Genomic DNA, 15,123 nt, shown 5'->3' on the forward strand with positions numbered 1-15,123 from the left:
CAGCCCTTCCGCCGACCACGCTGCCGGTTTCTCGGGGTCGAAACCTGCCGAGCGAAGGGCGGCGGGCCAGTCTTCTCGCAGATCGACCGTCACCGGTCGCCGGTCGCACGTGGGTTGGGCGTGATGCTCGGTGAGCACCACCTGTTTGAATTCCAAGACCTTCGACTGGTCGATTTCGAACACCGCGGTATCCGCAGGCCAGTCGAGGCGATACGCTCGCGCGTCCAACCCCGCGGCAACGATCACCGCCTGCCGGATTCCGGTCGCCACGGCCGAGCGGAAGAACTCGTCGAAGAATTTGGTACGGATCCCCATGAACCCCGGAAACAACGGGCTTCCAGTCAGCTGCGAAGGGTCGGCCAACAGCCCTGTGAAAAACGGCTCGCCAGCCGCCTCGACGAACCATGGCGCGAAATCATCGCGTATCAGCGGGTCGGGAATCGACGCCTCCAACGCCCGAAACGTAGCAGCCGCCAATGCCGTGCGCCCCACACTGCTGACGATATCCCACGCGTCTCCCTCAGTACGCATAGCAGAACACCTACCGATCATGTCGACAGACTCGGATGTAACCCCGACCAGGAACGACGGCGACCCATACCTTGACGCTCGACGCCTATGCCTCGAACCACTCGTCTTTAGCCTGGAGCTACTCGAGCCTCAGCCTGGAGCTACTCGAGCCTCGAGCTACTCGTCTACACCAAGTCGGATTTGCTCAACTGCCTGCGATTCTACGACTACATTTCCCACATCGAGCAATGCAGCATTCCTGAAGCAATATGTCCTCTCGCGCGACCGCGACCTCGGAGGCCCGCCCACGCTCACCACGTGGCTCGATGTACTGCTCGTTGCAGGTGAACTCGAGCTTTCATCAAGGCGATTCGGGCGCCCTGGCGGGTATTCGGCCCGAGTGGCCTACGGGGCGCGCCGTGCGGCTGGCCTCCTCGGCCGGTCCGGTTCTTCACCCTGTCCGCACGCAGTGTGCGCCACTGCGGGACCGTCGGCCCTTCAGCGCCGAGACGAACACCTCGATATCCGGCGGCTTCTCGGCGACCCCGGGGCGGGGATATCGAGTATCGAATACGTACCGACGATGCAGTTTCATTGCTTCGAGAAGGGGAACGGTCACAATGGAACACTCTTCGTTATTTTCTGTTCGCTTCCGGTATTTTCAATGGTTCCAACATTGCGAAATACTGGGGGTTGACAATGGGGCAGAGACCACCTACTGGCTCAGGATAGCCACCGAGAATCGAGGTGCAGGATGTCCAGTGAAACTGTCAAACCGATGTTCGAAGAACTCTATGGCGAGGAGGCGCCGGGGGACGCGCCGTCGGCGTTGACCCCCTGGGATATCGGCGGTCCGCAGCCGGTGGTACGGGAGTTGGTGGCCCACGGCGCCGTGCGCGGCGAAGTTCTCGACCCAGGAACCGGTCCAGGCCACCATGCGATCTACTACGCCTCGAAAGGCTACTCGACCACAGGGATCGACGCGTCGCCCACGGCGATCGAACACGCCGAACACAACGCGCGCAGGGCCGGGGTGAAAGTGGACTTCCGCCTGGCCGATGTGACCGCACTCGACGAGTACGAGGGACGATTCGACACCGTCGTCGACGGTGGGTGCTATCACACGTTCGTCGATGACGAAGACACCCAGGAACTGTACGCGCGGGCCTTGCATCGAGCCACCAAACCCGGGGCCCGCCTGTATATGTTCGAATTCGGCCGCCACAACGTCAACGGCGTGCAGCTACCAGGGCTGTCGGCAGAGACTTTCGAACGGGTGCTGCCCGCGTCGGGCTGGCGGCTGGACTATCTGGGGACCACTACCTACCAGGGGCGCCTACTGCCTGAGTTCTTCGCCAAACTGTCCGAGCAATCCGAACAGCAATGGGCCGCGGCAATGGCTGCTGTGCATGCTCGACTCCAGGTCATCGGTCCGCTGTTGGAAAACCATGTCGTCCATATGCCGTGCTGGTCCGTGCACGCCACGCGCATCGATTGACGCCCGACGGCCCTGTCCGAGTTGCGCGAGGAGTCGCTCTGGGCAGCGCGGACACCACCGCGTGACCGGGAAGGTGGATACGCCGGGAGGGGTTGGGGCGTATCCACCTTCGCGCCACGGCGTCGGCTGAACCAGCAGCAGGCGCGGGCAGCATCGGGACTCGACCGACGGAAGCGAAAACACTGAGCGTCCCCCGCGAAGCCCGACCCGCCACGCAGACTAATGCCGTCATCACCCCGGCAGTGCAGAAATCGTAGATATACCCGCCGACCACAGCCGCCGGGTCGCAGGGCGCCGATCCAGCCACCAGCTGTTCATCGAGCACCGATCCCAATCGTCGCCATCCGGGCCAACTCCTCGGCCATGGCGGGAGTCGGCGGCTCGCCGAGTAGCCCGACATGGAAGAACACCGTGCCGGCCAGCATGTCCAGTACCAAGTCCACTGGCACGCTGCCGATGATCTCGCCCCTGCTGCGAGCGCGGTCGACGACCTCGGCCAAGCGGGCCTTGGCCGATGCGAGCAACACTGGTCGCACACGCCGGCGCAGTGCGGGGTCGGCGGCGAAGTCCGCCAGAAGCCCAGGTAGTGCTGCGGCCGCAGCAGGCGCGCCGAACTCGGCGATCAATGCCTGCGACAGCGCCGCAATGTCTGCCTCCATCCGGCCGGTGTCGGGTACGGGTGCGGTATCCACTGTCGTGAACACCGCCTCGTAGACCAGCTCCGCTTTGCCCGACCAGCGACGATAGATGGTGTCCTTCCCCACACCGGCTCGTGCGGCGACAGCGTTGATCGAGGTAGCGGCATACCCGACTTCCTCGATCAGCTTTGTCGTGGCACGCAGGATCGCCTGGTGGGTGCGTTGGTTGCGAGGACGCCCTGGAGACGCTTGCGCAGTATCCACTCGATAACCATACTGGTCTACCTGTTCGATAAATAGTCCGTGGCATATTCAGGATCTGCGGGTATCGTCGCGCACAGGCCGACAAATAACTATCGCGCTCGCACATCCCTGCGAGCCTCGGCCCGAGATCGTGTCGACAGCAGCAGTACGTGGGCTGGTGGAGCCGCCCGTTGCCGGTTCCTCGGCGGATGACTCAATGGCGAGAATCCTCGGTGCAATAGATTGGATTACAGAACAGAGGCAAGAGCCGTGACTGCGAGCACACATATTCGCCCCATGATGCAGAGCGAGCAGGGATTTGCGCGCGGAAACATCTACGTAGGTTATTCGGTCCGCGTATACGGTCGGCTCGATCCGGCCGCATTGGCCACCGCATACGATGCATTGCGGCGGCGCTTTCCGGTGCTGGCGGCGCACATCGAAACGACCGATAGCGGCTATTTCCTGGTCGAATCCGCTGGTGAATCGCACGCTATCAAAGTGCTCGACGGACCAGCCGAATCGCTGCTCACCGGAGTCAATCCGGATCAGCGCGAGGCGCTGGCAGTATTGACGGTTCGACATTTTGGTGACTATTCCGACGTCACGCTCTTCACACATCACAGCATCGCCGACGCAACCCATTCACTGGAGCTCCTTGCGCAGCTGTGGTCGTTCTACACCGATGCCGTGTCCGGTGGTGGCATCGGAGTGGTCGAACCCCAGCCGTATCCGATCGCGGTCGAGGATCTCCTGGCGGCACGCGGGTTCGTACCGACCCCGGTGCCCGAGGCGCCGGACGACATCATTGCGCCCGTCGCGATCGAATACCAGGACGAGTCGCAGCAACCCCTGCACAAAGGGCTCAGGCTCAGGTTGACCGAGCCGGAAACGACCGCGCTGATCGAATACTCGCGTCGCGAACGCGTCACCGTTCACGGATTGCTGTCCGGGGCCATGTTGATCGCCGAGGCGAAACTCCACGACCTACCGTTGACGAGCCTGACATTCATGTTCCCGGTGAACCTGCGGCCGCGGCTGAGTCCGACGGTCGGGGCAACCGAGGGCACGAACGTATTGGGAATAGCCAACTACGTGCCCACCGACACCGTGGCCGCGGCCGTCGTCGACTTGGGACGCGCAGTGTGTGATCAGCTGCGCGCAGGGTTGGACAGCGGTCTGATTCAGCGAAATCCACCCTATATTCCGGGAACGGCCCCCCAGGGCCTGCCGCCAGGACCCGGACAGCTGTGGGCAACGAACTGGGGGCGCGTGCCGGCACTGCGCACACCTCCGGACCTGCACATCGGCGACTTCCGATCGGCGTTCGACATTTCATGGCCCGCGGATGATCTCGCAGCGAACCAGCCGACCTGGCCCGCGACGTACGTCGTCACCACGTTTCTCGGTCGGCTGAGCCTGGAAGTGCATCACGACGAGAAGGCCACTGAAGAATATCAACGCCGGATGAGCATTTTCGGGTCACTTCTGCGCGGGTTCCTATCGACTCTGAGATAGTGGGTCCGTCGTAGCGACTTTCGGCGACGACACCGCAACCACCACATCGCACGCTCGGGCGTTCCGGCCGGTGGCCATACCCGAAAGGGAACCATGAACCGCTACAGCCTGCGCGGGAAAGTCGTCCTGATCACTGGCGCGACCGGCGGCATCGGAGCCGCCTGCGCCCGCCGCCTGCGCGGCCGCGGAGCCCGGTTGGTCCTGGTCGACCTGAACCAGTCCGCTCTCGACGCACTCACCGTCGACCTCGGCACCGACACCGTGCTCGCGGTCGCCGCCGATGTGACCTCGCTCGAGCAGATGCGCTCGGTCGCTCTCCAGGCAGTCCACCGATTCGGACGCATCGACGTCGTGTTCGCCAATGCAGGTATCGCCGCCGATCCACCGGTCACCGTCGCCACGGCCGATGTCTCGACCTACGAGAAGGTCCTCGAAGTCAATCTTCTCGGTGTCTGGCGCACCGTCAAAGCCTGCCTGGACGAGGTCATCCGCAACCAGGGCTACATTCTCGTGACCGCTTCGACCTACGCATTCGTCAACGGCGTCGTCAACTCCGCCTACGCCACCTCCAAAGCGGCAGTGGAAATGTTCGGCCGATCCCTGCGTGCCGAACTCGCACACACCGGCGCCCGCGCCGGTGTGCTCTACCCGGGTTGGGTCGCGACACCGATCGCACATGCCGCCTACGGCGGCAACCGGACCGCCACCACCATGGCCAAACGCGCCTTCAAAGGCCCGCTGGGAAAGCCGATCGAACCAGATCGGATCGCCCGCGCGGTCACCGCCGGAATGGAACGACGAGGCGCACGGATCGTCGAGCCCCGCGTCTGGGTGCCGATCTCACTGATGAGGGGCGTCTTCGCCACCGCAACCGATGCCTGGCTCGACCGCGATACCACCTTTGCCGCGCTCACTCGACGCCTCGAAGCCGAAACACGGCGCTGAGTACATGCCGTCAGTCGGCGTCGAGATCGGCTGCAACGAGATCGGCGATCCGTTCGAGAGTGGGCTGGTGCTCACTGGTGACGATCACCGTGGTTCCCTTGCTCGCACCGAGCGTCATGATCATGAGTCCCGAACCAGCGTCGATGGGCTTCCCGCCGGGTAACGACAATGTGACCGCGATTCCGGCTGCCTGTACGGTGTCGGCGATGATGGTCGCAGGTCGGGCATGCAAACCGAGTGCAGAGCCGACCTCGACGCTGATATGGCCCATGGTGGTGAACTCCTTATCTGTGACGACAGTGCGCACGACGGCGAGCAGGGGTCAGTGATACGGCACGACATCCAGGGCCGTGACGGACACGACGCCCGGGTCGACGTGGTGGGGGCTGGGCAATTCGGTGCCCGGCAAGGCCGCTGCCGCGCTGCCGTAGGCGACCGCGAGGCGCAATCGGTCGGCGGGTGCGGCGCCGGCCAGATCCGCCAACAGATAGCCCGCCAGTGCGGCGTCGCCGGCGCCGACCGTGCTGCGGGGAGTGATGGCGGGCGGCGTGGCATGCCAGGCGCCCTGCGCGGTGACGAGCACCGCGCCGGCGACGCCGAGCGTCGCGAGCACGGCGTCGACACCGCGAGCCACAACGGACGCAGCCGCCGGTACCACGGTGACCGGCCCGTGCAAGCGCGCCGGGTCGAGCCCCGTGAGCTGGGCGAGTTCGTCGGCGTTCGGTTTGAGCAGCTGCGGCGCAGTGGATTCGAGACGCCTCGCCAACGCACGCAGCGGGGCGTCGGACGTGTCGACAGCGACCCGCACACCGCGCAAACGATGCAGCAATTCGACATACCAATCGTCGGGCACAGACGGCGGTAGCGACCCGGACAGCACCACCCAGCGCGCATTGCCTGCCAGTTCGACCAGTACATCGGCCAACTGCCGCCGTTCACCCGCGGTCAACGGGTGTCCTGGCTCGTTGATCTTCGTTGTGGTGCCGTCTATTTCGGTGAGCGTGAGGTTGATGCGCGCCGGGCTGGCGCACGGTACCACCCGATAGTCGAGGCCGGTTTCGGACAGGGCGCGCACCAGCAGGTCGTCGCCGGTGGCAGGCAGCACCGCGGTTGCGGGAGTACCCGCTGCAGTCAGCACGCGTGCGACATTGACACCCTTGCCGCCCGGATGGCTCGTGACGGCCAGCGCGCGCTGCACTTCGCCGCGGCGCAATGCCCGAGGTAGGTCGACCGTTCGATCGATGCTCGGATTCGCAGTGAGAGTGACGATCACGCGATCACTACCTCGACGCCGCAGTCGGACAGTGCGCTGCGCGCCGACCGCGGCAAGTCGTCGTCGGTGACCAGGACGTCACATTGTTCGATCGGCGCGAACCGGATCAGATCCTCTCGACCGACTTTGGTGGAGTCGGCGACCACGACAACACGATGCGCGCTGGCCACCATCATGCGCTTGATCGCGGCTTCGTCCGCATCGGGAGTGGACAGCCCATGCGCCACGGTGAGCCCGTTGGTCCCGATGAAAGCGACGTCGAGACGGAGCTCGCCCAGCATGCGGATGGCGTCGGCACCGACCACCGCTTGGGTGATTCCGCGGACGCGACCACCGATCAGGTGCAGCCGGACATTGGCATATATGCTGAGTCGGGCCGCGATCGGGACGGAGTTCGTTACCGCGACCAACTCACGATCGGTGGGCAGATGGGCTGCCATGCGTCGGGTGGTGGTACCTGCATCGAGCAGAATGCTCCCGCCGGAGGGTGGTAGAAAATCCAGTGCCGCCTTGCCGATCCGATCCTTCTCCACCGCTCGGCTACCTTCACGCTCGGTGGTGCCGAGCTCGACCGCCGTCAGCGTCGCCGCCGGCACTGCTCCGCCGTGCACCCGGCGGAGCAGTCCGCCCCGATCGAGGACCGCCAGGTCGCGACGCACGGTCTCGGTCGTCACGCCGAACTGCTCCGACAGTTCGGTGACGGATACGCGACCGCGTTGCCCGACCAAGACAGCGATGGCCTGCTGCCGCTCCTCGGCGTACATCCGAAACCTCCAGACTCGGTGTCTGTTTATTTTGTTTTATGCCTGAATATGTTGCTTTGTCAAGAAATTCACGTACTATGGATCACATCACACCCGCGACCGGCCTCGCGCCGTGCTCGCGCGACTACAGCGTAGAAGAGCAGCCCCATGACGCGACCGATGCCGAAAAGTGCCGATATATCGACGCTCCACGGCACTCCGGCGGTGCCCGGGGTTGTCGCCGCGCCCACTGTCCGCCCGGCGCCGCGCATACGAATCGACACCGACACCGAGCCGGTCGCCGTCGCCGATCGAGAATCAGAAGTTCATGCGCTACATCGAGCCGCGCGCAGTGTCGCCGAACGGTTGCACGATCGAGCAACGACCTCCACCGGAGTAGCCGCCGAGGTACTGTCCGCGAACGCGGCGATGGCGGCCGACCGGGGCTGGCTCGGCACCGCAGAAGATCTGATCGGAACCGGAATGCACGCCGCCCGCGCACTGGTCGCGGCTACCGACCAGTTCGTCGACATGTTCCGTACGCTCGGGGGTTCGATGGCCGAACGCGCAACCGATCTGCGCGATGTCTGCGACCGGGTCTTGGCCGAACTCGCTGGTACACCGGAGCCCGGGATTCCCACCCCCGAGCGAGCTTCGATCCTCGTGTCCGACGACCTGGCGCCAGCCGATGCCGCCGGCCTCGATCCGAATCTCGTTGTCGGTCTGGCTACTTCACTCGGTGGACCGACCAGCCACACCGCGATCATCGCCCGCCAGCTCGGCATTCCGTGTGTTGTCGCGGTCGACGGTCTCGATGAGATCGCCGCCGGAATGAAGGTGCTGCTGGACGGATCGACCGGCCGCCTACTCCTGAATCCGGATCCCGAGACCGCGGCACGGGCCGTCACCGCCTACTGCGCATCGGTGGATCGGACCACCCGATGGACCGGACCCGGCGCGACCGCGGACGGACATCGGGTCGAGGTTCTGGTGAACGTCCAAGACGGCGCTGGAGCGCGGACAGCTCGTCGCGTTCCAGCCGAAGGTGTCGGATTGTTTCGCACCGAATTGTGTTTCCTCGATCGCGAATCGGAGCCAACGGTCGAGGAGCAGATGACCTGCTATCGCGAGGTGCTCGACGCCTACCCCGAGGCGAAGGTGATCATTCGAACGCTCGATGCCGGGTCCGACAAGCCGCTGCGGTTCGTCGGCCATTCTGCCGAGGCCAACCCCGCGCTCGGTGTGCGCGGATACCGAATTGCCGCGCGTGAAAGCGGCCTGTTGGAACGTCAACTCGACGCGGTCGCCGCGGCCGCAGCCGACAACGGACACGCCCCCTGGGTCATGGCGCCGATGATTTCCACCGCGGCCGAAGCGAAGGCATTCGCCGACCCGGTCCGTGCCCGCGGTCTCGTGCCGGGCGTCATGATCGAGGTACCCGCTGCCGCGCTGATGGCAGAAGCCATCCTCGAGCATGTGGACTTCGCCTCGATCGGCACCAACGATCTCGCCCAGTACACCATGGCCGCCGATCGAATGTCACCGCGACTGGCCTCGTTCACCGACCCCTGGCAGCCCGCAGTGCTCGACCTCGTCGCACGCACCTCGGCTGCCGGCCACCGCCTTGGCAAACCCGTCGGCGTGTGTGGCGAAGGCGCGGCCGACCCGTTACTGGCCTGTGTGCTCGCGGGTTTCGGCATCACCTCGCTCTCGGCGGCCGCCACTGCGATCGCCGCCGTGGGGGCCACGCTGGCCACTGTCACGATCGACGACTGCCGCCGCGCTGCCGCGGCAACGCTATCGACGACCGATCCGCGCGCGGCCCGTGCGGTGGCGAGATCCATCATCGTGGGGGATGCATCCTGGTAGGGCGGCCGACGATGTATATGAACGGACTCATATCGGCGCCACAGCACCTACGCGGGCGACCGATGTCCACCGTTCCTCTACCGGAACCCGCACAGCTGTTTCCGGCGATCTCCGGTCGCACCACCAGCGCCTTACCGCTGGTCGGGTGGGCGCGCGAACTCGGCGACCTGCACGCCGAACTGTTACCGCCGCAGCTCGATCAGGCGACGCAGTCACGCACCGTCGACTGCGAGCACATTCGGTCACTGATCGACAAGGTCGTCGACGAGATCGATGCGTGGGCCGCACACAATATTCCACGCACGAAAAGCGCCCGCAAACATACGCACTCGCTGGGCGAGGTGATCAGCCATATCGCCAAGACCTACGCCGAGGCCTGGTGGACGGTACTGCATTCGACGGATGTCGAACTGCGCCATCGGGCGTGGTCACATCTCGGTGAAGCACGCGAGGGCTATGCGGACATGGTCGATGAAATCCGCGCGCGGCAACTCCAACTACCGCTCGGGGCCAGCGGGATTCGTCGAGGTCGAGTCGGATGACCTGAGGCACCGCTCCAGAGCGCTGGCCCGCGGATCGAACCCCGCGGATCGAACCCCGCGGATCGAACGCAGCCCTGTCGAGGTGCAGCGCCGAGGGACAGGTGACCGGGTGGTCGCGACACCGCCGCGGGTCACTGTGGAGAGGCCGACCCGGGGTGCACAGGCCCGGCACTACCGCCGGTCGGTTTCCCCGAGCCGCCTCTCGAAGACCCGGAGCCCCTCATTGCACACCGGGTTCTCCCCCCGGGGCGCGGTGAACCCCGGGGTCATCTCATGTGACCGCCCCTGGAGGATCGCATCTCACAGGGGCGAGTGCACGTCAGTTGTGGCTGGTGATGTGGAAAATTGCCGCGATCTCGTCGGGAGTTCGCGCCGCACGCAGGCGCGCAACGTGATCCTCGTCCACGAAGACTTGGCCGATACGGTTCAACAGAGCCAGATGATCACCTCCGGCTCCGGCGATTCCGATGACGAACTCGACCGACGTGCCGTTCCAGTCGATGGGGTCCGGATAGCGCACAACCGAGATCGCGGTCCGACGAATCATAGTTTTCGCTGCATTCGTGCCGTGTGGAATCGCGAGACCATTGCCCATGTACGTGGATACCGACCGCTCTCGCTCGTGCATGGAGTCGACATACGATGCGTCGACCGCGCCTGCGTCGACCAAGAGTTCACCAGCCTCGGTGATCGCCTCGGCCCTCGTGGCAGCCCGACCTGAAAGCACAATCGAGTGAGGTGAGAGCACACCGTTCCCCCCGATCTGGCTGCCGGCGACCGCCTCACCCTCTGCGGGGGAGTCGTCGCCCTGCGCGAGCAGGCCGACGATTTCGTCGTATGCCGGACTGTTCATGAAGTCGTCGACGAAAACATGACGAGCCGAAGGCGTTCGCGCCCGGGCTCGTTCGGCCAAGTTCCGGTGGGTGACCACGACATCGTAGCTGTCGGTGAGATTCGAGATTGCTTGGTTGACCACACTGACCTCGGAAAATCCTGCACGCCGGATCCGCCTACGGAGCATGGAGGCCCCCATGGCCGAGGACCCCATGCCAGCATCACAGGCGAAAACGATGCGGGACACCGCTGGCTTGGTGACCACATCGGTGGAAGCGAGCGCGACGGAGGCAATGGATCGCCCGCCTTTCATCACCTCCATGGCGGCAGTGGCCTCGGCGAGGTCGGGCTCGCCGGTCACTCGCTCGGCCTTCAGCAGCACAACTGCGACCATGAAGGTCACGGTGGCCGAAGCGATGACCGAGAGGACGACTCCGAGGTAGCTGTCACTGGCGGTCTGCGCGAGCACCGCGATGATCGATCCGGGCGCTGCGGGCGCGCGGAGCCCGGAGTCGAACAGCACGTTGATGAAGACACCGGTCATCCCACCGGCGATGACGGCCAGGATCAACCTCGGCTTCATCAGCACGTAGGGGAAGTAGATCTCGTGAATGCCACCGAACAAGTGGATGATCGCAGCGCCGGGAGCCGACATTTTCGCCGCACCCCGACCGAACACCGCAAAAGCCAACACCAGGCCCAATCCCGGACCTGGGTTGGCTTCCAACAGAAACAGAATCGACTGGCCGCTCTCACTGGCCTGGCTGGTACCCAACGGCGTGAGGATGCCGTGATTGATAGCGTTGTTGAGAAACAGCACCTTCGCGGGTTCGATGAACACCGAGGTCAGCGGCAGCAGGCTGTGGCTCACCAGGAAATCCACGACATTGCTGGCGAACCGGCTGAATGCGGATACCACCGGACCGATACCGAAGAAGCCGATTACAGCCAAGGCCCCGCCGCCGATCCCTGCCGAGAAGTTGTTCACCAACATCTCGAAACCGGGACGGATCCTACCGTGCCACAACGCATCCAGCTTCTCGATGACCCAGCCACCGAACGGACCGATGATCATCGCACCGAGGAACATCGGCACATCTGCGCCTGCGATCACACCCATGGTGGCGATCGCACCCACGACCGCGCCGCGCGTGCCGTAGACGATGCGACCACCGGTCGCCCCGATGAGGATCGGCAAAAGGTAGGTGATCATCGGCGCGACGATGCCGCCCGAGTCGTAGTCGCCCCACCCGCCGATCCGGGCGACCCAACTGTCGCCAGCCCATCGATCGGTCGAGGCCGTGATCCAGCCCTTCTCGATGAACAACGCCGTGAGTAGTCCCCAGGCGATGAAGGCGCCGATGTTCGGCATGACCATGTTCGACAGGAACGTGCCGAATCTCTGCACACGCGCCCGGGCAGCACCGACCCGGGACTCCGCTGGGGTGATCGTCATCTCGTTTCCTAGCCGCAGCTTGACAAGCCATGTGGTGTGAGCCACTTCGTAGGCTGTAGTAGACCGCATAATCGGGCAAGCTGACAAGCGATCGGGCATAAACGGGTACCCAATCATGTGGATTCGCGCCCGAATCGCCGCTACGGTAGACCGAAGCGAACATCGCCCACCAGGCGATACCACGGCGGAAGGAACACCGATCCATGAAGGCGCTGCGCTACTACGCACCCGAGGATGTCCGCTTGGAGGAGATCCCCGAGCCGGAGTGCGGTCCGGATGAGATCAAGCTCCGAGTCCGCAACTGTTCGACCTGCGGAACGGACGTCAAGATCTTCTACAACGGCCACCAGAACCTCACTCCGCCACGCACCATCGGTCACGAAATCACCGGGGAGGTCGTCGAGATCGGCTCGTCGGCAGCCGAGCCGTACCGAACGACTTGGCAGGTCGGCGACCGCGCACAGGTCATTGCGGCGGTGCCGTGCGGCCACTGCCACGAATGCGCGAAGGGCTGGATGGCGGTCTGCCAGAATCAGACATCGGTGGGGTACCAGTACGACGGCGGGTTCGCCGAATACATCGTGGTGCCCCACCAGGTGTTGCGGGTCGGCGGCTTGAATCGAATCCCCGACAACGTCGGATACGACGAGGCCTCCGCGGCGGAGCCACTCGCCTGTGCGATCAACGCCCAAGAGCTCCTCGGGATCGAGGAGGGGGACACGGTGGTCGTCTTCGGCGCCGGACCGATCGGATGCATGCACGTTCGCGTGGCACGCGGGGTACACCGTTGCGGCCAGGTCTTTCTCGTCGACGTCAACGCCGAACGCCTCGAGTTGTCGGCGAAAGTGGTTCAGCCCGACGTGATGATAGATGCCGCCGAAGTCGACGTCGTGGAGCGAGTCATGGAGCTGACCGGTGGTCGCGGGGCCGACGTGGTGATCACCGCGACCGCGGCCAACATCACCCAGGAACAGGCCATAGCCATGGCTGCACGCAATGGTCGCATCTCGTTCTTCGGAGGGCTACCGAAAGCCAACCCGGTCATCAGCTGTGATTCCAACGTGGTGCACTACCGTCAGCTGCACATCCATGGGGCCAACGGGTCTGCGCCCGAACACAACAAGCGCGCCCTCGAATACATCTCGACAGGGCAGGTGCCCGTCGAAGACCTCATCACCCATCGCATCGGCCTCGACAGCGTGCTGGATGCCTTCTCGATCGTGAAGAACGGCAGGTCCATCAAAGTCACCATCGAGCCGTGACCGAAGTCCCCGAGCCCCGCCGCCGCGGTGGCGGTCGAACAGCTCGGTCGTGACGCCGTCAGGACAGCGAACGCCCCGACCTCACCAGCTGGCGCCTACTTCCTGAGCACGAGCAACGAGGCCGGGAAGCTCGGCCATCTCTGTGAAGACGACCGTGTCGGGCCCCGCCAACCAGCCCTCGGGCGTCAGCCCTCCCGCGAAGCCGAACGCGCGCATGCCCGCGGCGCGGGCGGCTGCTACCCCGTACTGGCTGTCCTCGACGACCACGCATCGGCTGGGGTCGACCTCCATCCGAGAGGCGGCATGCAGGAAGAGATCTGGTGCCGGTTTACTCGTCGTAGAGGAGCTGAAACTCCGACTCATCCACCCGAACTGCGAGGCGTTCACTGTCCAGCAGTACGCCGTCGCAGTCGAAGATGACAAGGTCGATCGAATCCGTCATTGCGCGCAGTGTAGCGAAGCATCCACGCCCCTGGGACACCATGGCAGCGCCCAGGGAGACCTCGGTGCTTTGCAGACGGCAGCGACCCTTATCGTGAGGCGCTTTCGGGTTGTAGATGTGCGAGCAGAAGTTTGATCAGCAGCACGGGAACGAACCACACGATCGCCGCAGGGACGTCTGCCACAGTCAGGATGACGGTCGAGGCCACGGTGGTCACCGTGAATCCTGCCGGCCGCCGTAGCGATGGTGGCGCGACAAGCACGACAACAGCGCCCACAAGCACGGTCAGATACGTGGCCAGCGCTGTCCACCAACCGAACCCGGGGACTGTCCACGCCACCACGAATGGTTGGATGTGCAGGGCAACGAACACGAAATGGTGCCGAGAGGTCTGTCCAGGGCGGTACCACCAACGCTTGGCCGCATCCATCGCATTCGTGGTCGCCCCGCCGAACAGATCGAAACCGACCAGGCCGAGTACGAGCAGTACCCAGGAGCTGTAACCCGCATGTGCGCCGGCGGCAACGGCAACCAGCGTTCCGGTCGTGGCCGCGCCGTAGCCGAGAAGTCGATCCGGGGTAGTCGCATCGGGGCCGATCAGGTTGGCGTCGACGCGCTGGAGTGCAGGGGAGATGTTCACGATTTCTCCTGAGAGCGAAGGCCGTTGAAACACACATCGATGATCGTGTCGGCCAGGTCGGAAACCGGCAGTGCTGGATCGATCAGCCACTGCAGCAGACATCCCTCGACGACACCCACGACGACAGTGGCGTAGGACTCGCCCAACTCCGCTCGAAGCGCGCCGTCGGTGGCGGCCTCGGCGAGGAGCGTGGCGATGGTGGAGCGATAGCGTGCGTAGACGCCGGCGATGTCCAGAGGCATCCCACTGCCACCGTCGCGGCCAACCGTCCACAGGTCCAGCAGAATCCGTGACAATTCGGGCTCGCTGGTCAGCATCGAGAGCATGGCACGGATGAGGTGTTCGAGGCGATCGAGTGCCGGCTCGTGGCCATTCGAGGCGCGGTGCAATCCGGTTGCAGAACGCTCGGCGAACTCGTCGAACGCGGCCCGTAGTAGAGCCTCTCGACTGTCGAACGCCAGGTACACACTACCTTTGGCGATACCCGCCTCTATAGCGACATCCTCGATCCGGCTGGCCGCGAACCCCTTACGCGCGAACACTCGAACAGCTGCACCGAGTATCTCCGCTCGCCGTGCTTCGGAATCGACTCTCCGCGGTGACATCACAACCTCCTCAATAATGACTGACTAGTCAGTCATTATTGAGCATCGACGCGCACCGGTCAATGCCTCCTGAACGTGTGTGGACCAGCGGTGATGGCGGGCTGT

At 64.5% G+C, this 15,123-nt stretch carries 15 protein-coding genes; 6 read left to right on the forward strand and 9 right to left on the reverse strand.

Annotation, left to right across the window (positions count from 1 at the left end):
* Nucleotides 1-531 (reverse strand): SAM-dependent methyltransferase (locus tag K940_RS0116800; protein WP_036528945.1); only part of this gene is annotated, 531 nt, incomplete at its 3' end.
* 733 nt (nt 532-1,264) lie between these two features.
* Between K940_RS0116800 and K940_RS0116810 the strand changes: the two genes are divergently transcribed.
* On the forward strand, nt 1,265-2,008 hold the full coding sequence (locus tag K940_RS0116810) for a class I SAM-dependent methyltransferase (RefSeq protein ID WP_028478503.1): 744 nt from the start codon (nt 1,265-1,267) through the stop codon (nt 2,006-2,008).
* A 314-nt stretch (nt 2,009-2,322) separates the two neighbouring features.
* On the opposite strand, the gene K940_RS0116815 is transcribed toward K940_RS0116810, so the two are convergent.
* On the reverse strand, nt 2,323-2,910 hold the full coding sequence (locus K940_RS0116815; RefSeq protein ID WP_028478504.1) for a TetR/AcrR family transcriptional regulator: 588 nt from the start codon (nt 2,908-2,910) through the stop codon (nt 2,323-2,325).
* 276 nt (nt 2,911-3,186) lie between these two features.
* Between K940_RS0116815 and K940_RS28710 the strand changes: the two genes are divergently transcribed.
* A complete protein-coding gene (locus K940_RS28710) occupies nt 3,187-4,407 on the forward strand; it encodes a hypothetical protein (RefSeq protein WP_051407276.1) in 1,221 nt (406 codons plus the stop codon).
* A 93-nt stretch (nt 4,408-4,500) separates the two neighbouring features.
* Nucleotides 4,501-5,352: an SDR family NAD(P)-dependent oxidoreductase gene (locus K940_RS0116825; protein WP_028478505.1), complete on the forward strand. Its 852-nt coding sequence runs from the start codon at nt 4,501-4,503 to the stop codon at nt 5,350-5,352.
* 10 nt (nt 5,353-5,362) lie between these two features.
* Here the strand turns inward: K940_RS0116825 and K940_RS0116830 are convergent, their stop codons facing one another.
* The 3 genes from K940_RS0116830 to K940_RS0116840 are packed head-to-tail and all read right to left on the reverse strand — an operon-like array spanning nt 5,363 to nt 7,389.
* On the reverse strand, nt 5,363-5,623 hold the full coding sequence (locus tag K940_RS0116830) for an HPr family phosphocarrier protein (protein ID WP_028478506.1): 261 nt from the start codon (nt 5,621-5,623) through the stop codon (nt 5,363-5,365).
* 51 nt (nt 5,624-5,674) lie between these two features.
* Nucleotides 5,675-6,625, reverse strand: coding sequence for a 1-phosphofructokinase family hexose kinase (locus K940_RS0116835; RefSeq protein WP_028478507.1), 951 nt, complete (start codon nt 6,623-6,625; stop codon nt 5,675-5,677).
* Nucleotides 6,622-7,389, reverse strand: coding sequence for a DeoR/GlpR family DNA-binding transcription regulator (locus tag K940_RS0116840; RefSeq protein WP_028478508.1), 768 nt, complete (start codon nt 7,387-7,389; stop codon nt 6,622-6,624). The genes K940_RS0116835 and K940_RS0116840 overlap by 4 nt, the downstream gene beginning before the upstream one ends.
* 147 nt (nt 7,390-7,536) lie before the next feature.
* On the opposite strand from K940_RS0116840, the gene K940_RS0116845 reads away from it, so the two are divergent.
* Together K940_RS0116845 and K940_RS0116850 are read left to right on the forward strand one after the other, a co-directional pair.
* Entirely contained in the window at nt 7,537-9,237 is a 1,701-nt protein-coding gene (locus tag K940_RS0116845) for a phosphoenolpyruvate--protein phosphotransferase (protein ID WP_028478509.1), read from the forward strand.
* Nucleotides 9,238-9,299: 62 nt separating this feature from the next.
* Nucleotides 9,300-9,779 (forward strand): hypothetical protein, encoded by a 480-nt coding sequence (locus K940_RS0116850; protein ID WP_028478510.1) that lies wholly within the window; start codon nt 9,300-9,302, stop codon nt 9,777-9,779.
* 319 nt (nt 9,780-10,098) lie between these two features.
* Here the strand turns inward: K940_RS0116850 and K940_RS0116855 are convergent, their stop codons facing one another.
* The gene (locus tag K940_RS0116855) at nt 10,099-12,069 is read right to left on the reverse strand and encodes a PTS mannitol transporter subunit IICBA (RefSeq protein ID WP_036528949.1); all 1,971 of its coding nucleotides are present in this window, start codon (nt 12,067-12,069) and stop codon (nt 10,099-10,101) included.
* Between the two features lie 203 nt (nt 12,070-12,272).
* Here K940_RS0116855 and K940_RS0116860 point away from each other — a divergent pair, with 203 nt between their 5' ends.
* Nucleotides 12,273-13,331, forward strand: a complete 1,059-nt coding sequence (locus tag K940_RS0116860; protein ID WP_028478512.1) for a zinc-dependent dehydrogenase — start codon at nt 12,273-12,275, stop codon at nt 13,329-13,331.
* 81 nt (nt 13,332-13,412) lie between these two features.
* Here the strand turns inward: K940_RS0116860 and K940_RS28715 are convergent, their stop codons facing one another.
* The 3 genes from K940_RS28715 to K940_RS0116880 form a co-directional block, all read right to left on the reverse strand.
* A complete protein-coding gene (locus tag K940_RS28715; RefSeq protein WP_081706428.1) occupies nt 13,413-13,694 on the reverse strand; it encodes an HAD-IA family hydrolase in 282 nt (93 codons plus the stop codon).
* A 167-nt stretch (nt 13,695-13,861) separates the two neighbouring features.
* Entirely contained in the window at nt 13,862-14,413 is a 552-nt protein-coding gene (locus K940_RS0116875; protein WP_231390411.1) for a hypothetical protein, read from the reverse strand.
* Nucleotides 14,410-15,018, reverse strand: a complete 609-nt coding sequence (locus K940_RS0116880) for a TetR/AcrR family transcriptional regulator (protein ID WP_028478515.1) — start codon at nt 15,016-15,018, stop codon at nt 14,410-14,412. Before K940_RS0116880 ends, K940_RS0116875 begins: the two co-directional genes overlap by 4 nt.
* Between the last annotated feature and the right edge of the window lie 105 nt (nt 15,019-15,123).

The sequence above is a fragment of the Nocardia sp. CNY236 genome, from assembly GCF_000482385.1.
Classification (GTDB): domain Bacteria; phylum Actinomycetota; class Actinomycetes; order Mycobacteriales; family Mycobacteriaceae; genus Nocardia.

Bases quoted from the DNA above. Each gene is read 5' to 3' on its own strand.
- K940_RS0116810 (WP_028478503.1), top strand. From the start codon at position 1,265: ATGTCCAGTGAAACTGTCAAACCGATGTTCGAAGAACTCTATGGCGAG.
- K940_RS28710 (WP_051407276.1), top strand. From the start codon at position 3,187: ATGATGCAGAGCGAGCAGGGATTTGCGCGCGGAAACATCTACGTAGGT.
- K940_RS0116825 (WP_028478505.1), top strand. From the start codon at position 4,501: ATGAACCGCTACAGCCTGCGCGGGAAAGTCGTCCTGATCACTGGCGCG.
- K940_RS0116830 (WP_028478506.1), bottom strand. From the start codon at position 5,623: ATGGGCCATATCAGCGTCGAGGTCGGCTCTGCACTCGGTTTGCATGCC.
- K940_RS0116840 (WP_028478508.1), bottom strand. From the start codon at position 7,389: ATGTACGCCGAGGAGCGGCAGCAGGCCATCGCTGTCTTGGTCGGGCAA.
- K940_RS0116845 (WP_028478509.1), top strand. From the start codon at position 7,537: ATGACGCGACCGATGCCGAAAAGTGCCGATATATCGACGCTCCACGGC.
- K940_RS0116850 (WP_028478510.1), top strand. From the start codon at position 9,300: ATGTCCACCGTTCCTCTACCGGAACCCGCACAGCTGTTTCCGGCGATC.
- K940_RS0116855 (WP_036528949.1), bottom strand. From the start codon at position 12,069: ATGACGATCACCCCAGCGGAGTCCCGGGTCGGTGCTGCCCGGGCGCGT.
- K940_RS0116860 (WP_028478512.1), top strand. From the start codon at position 12,273: ATGAAGGCGCTGCGCTACTACGCACCCGAGGATGTCCGCTTGGAGGAG.
- K940_RS28715 (WP_081706428.1), bottom strand. From the start codon at position 13,694: ATGAGTCGGAGTTTCAGCTCCTCTACGACGAGTAAACCGGCACCAGAT.
- K940_RS0116880 (WP_028478515.1), bottom strand. From the start codon at position 15,018: ATGTCACCGCGGAGAGTCGATTCCGAAGCACGGCGAGCGGAGATACTC.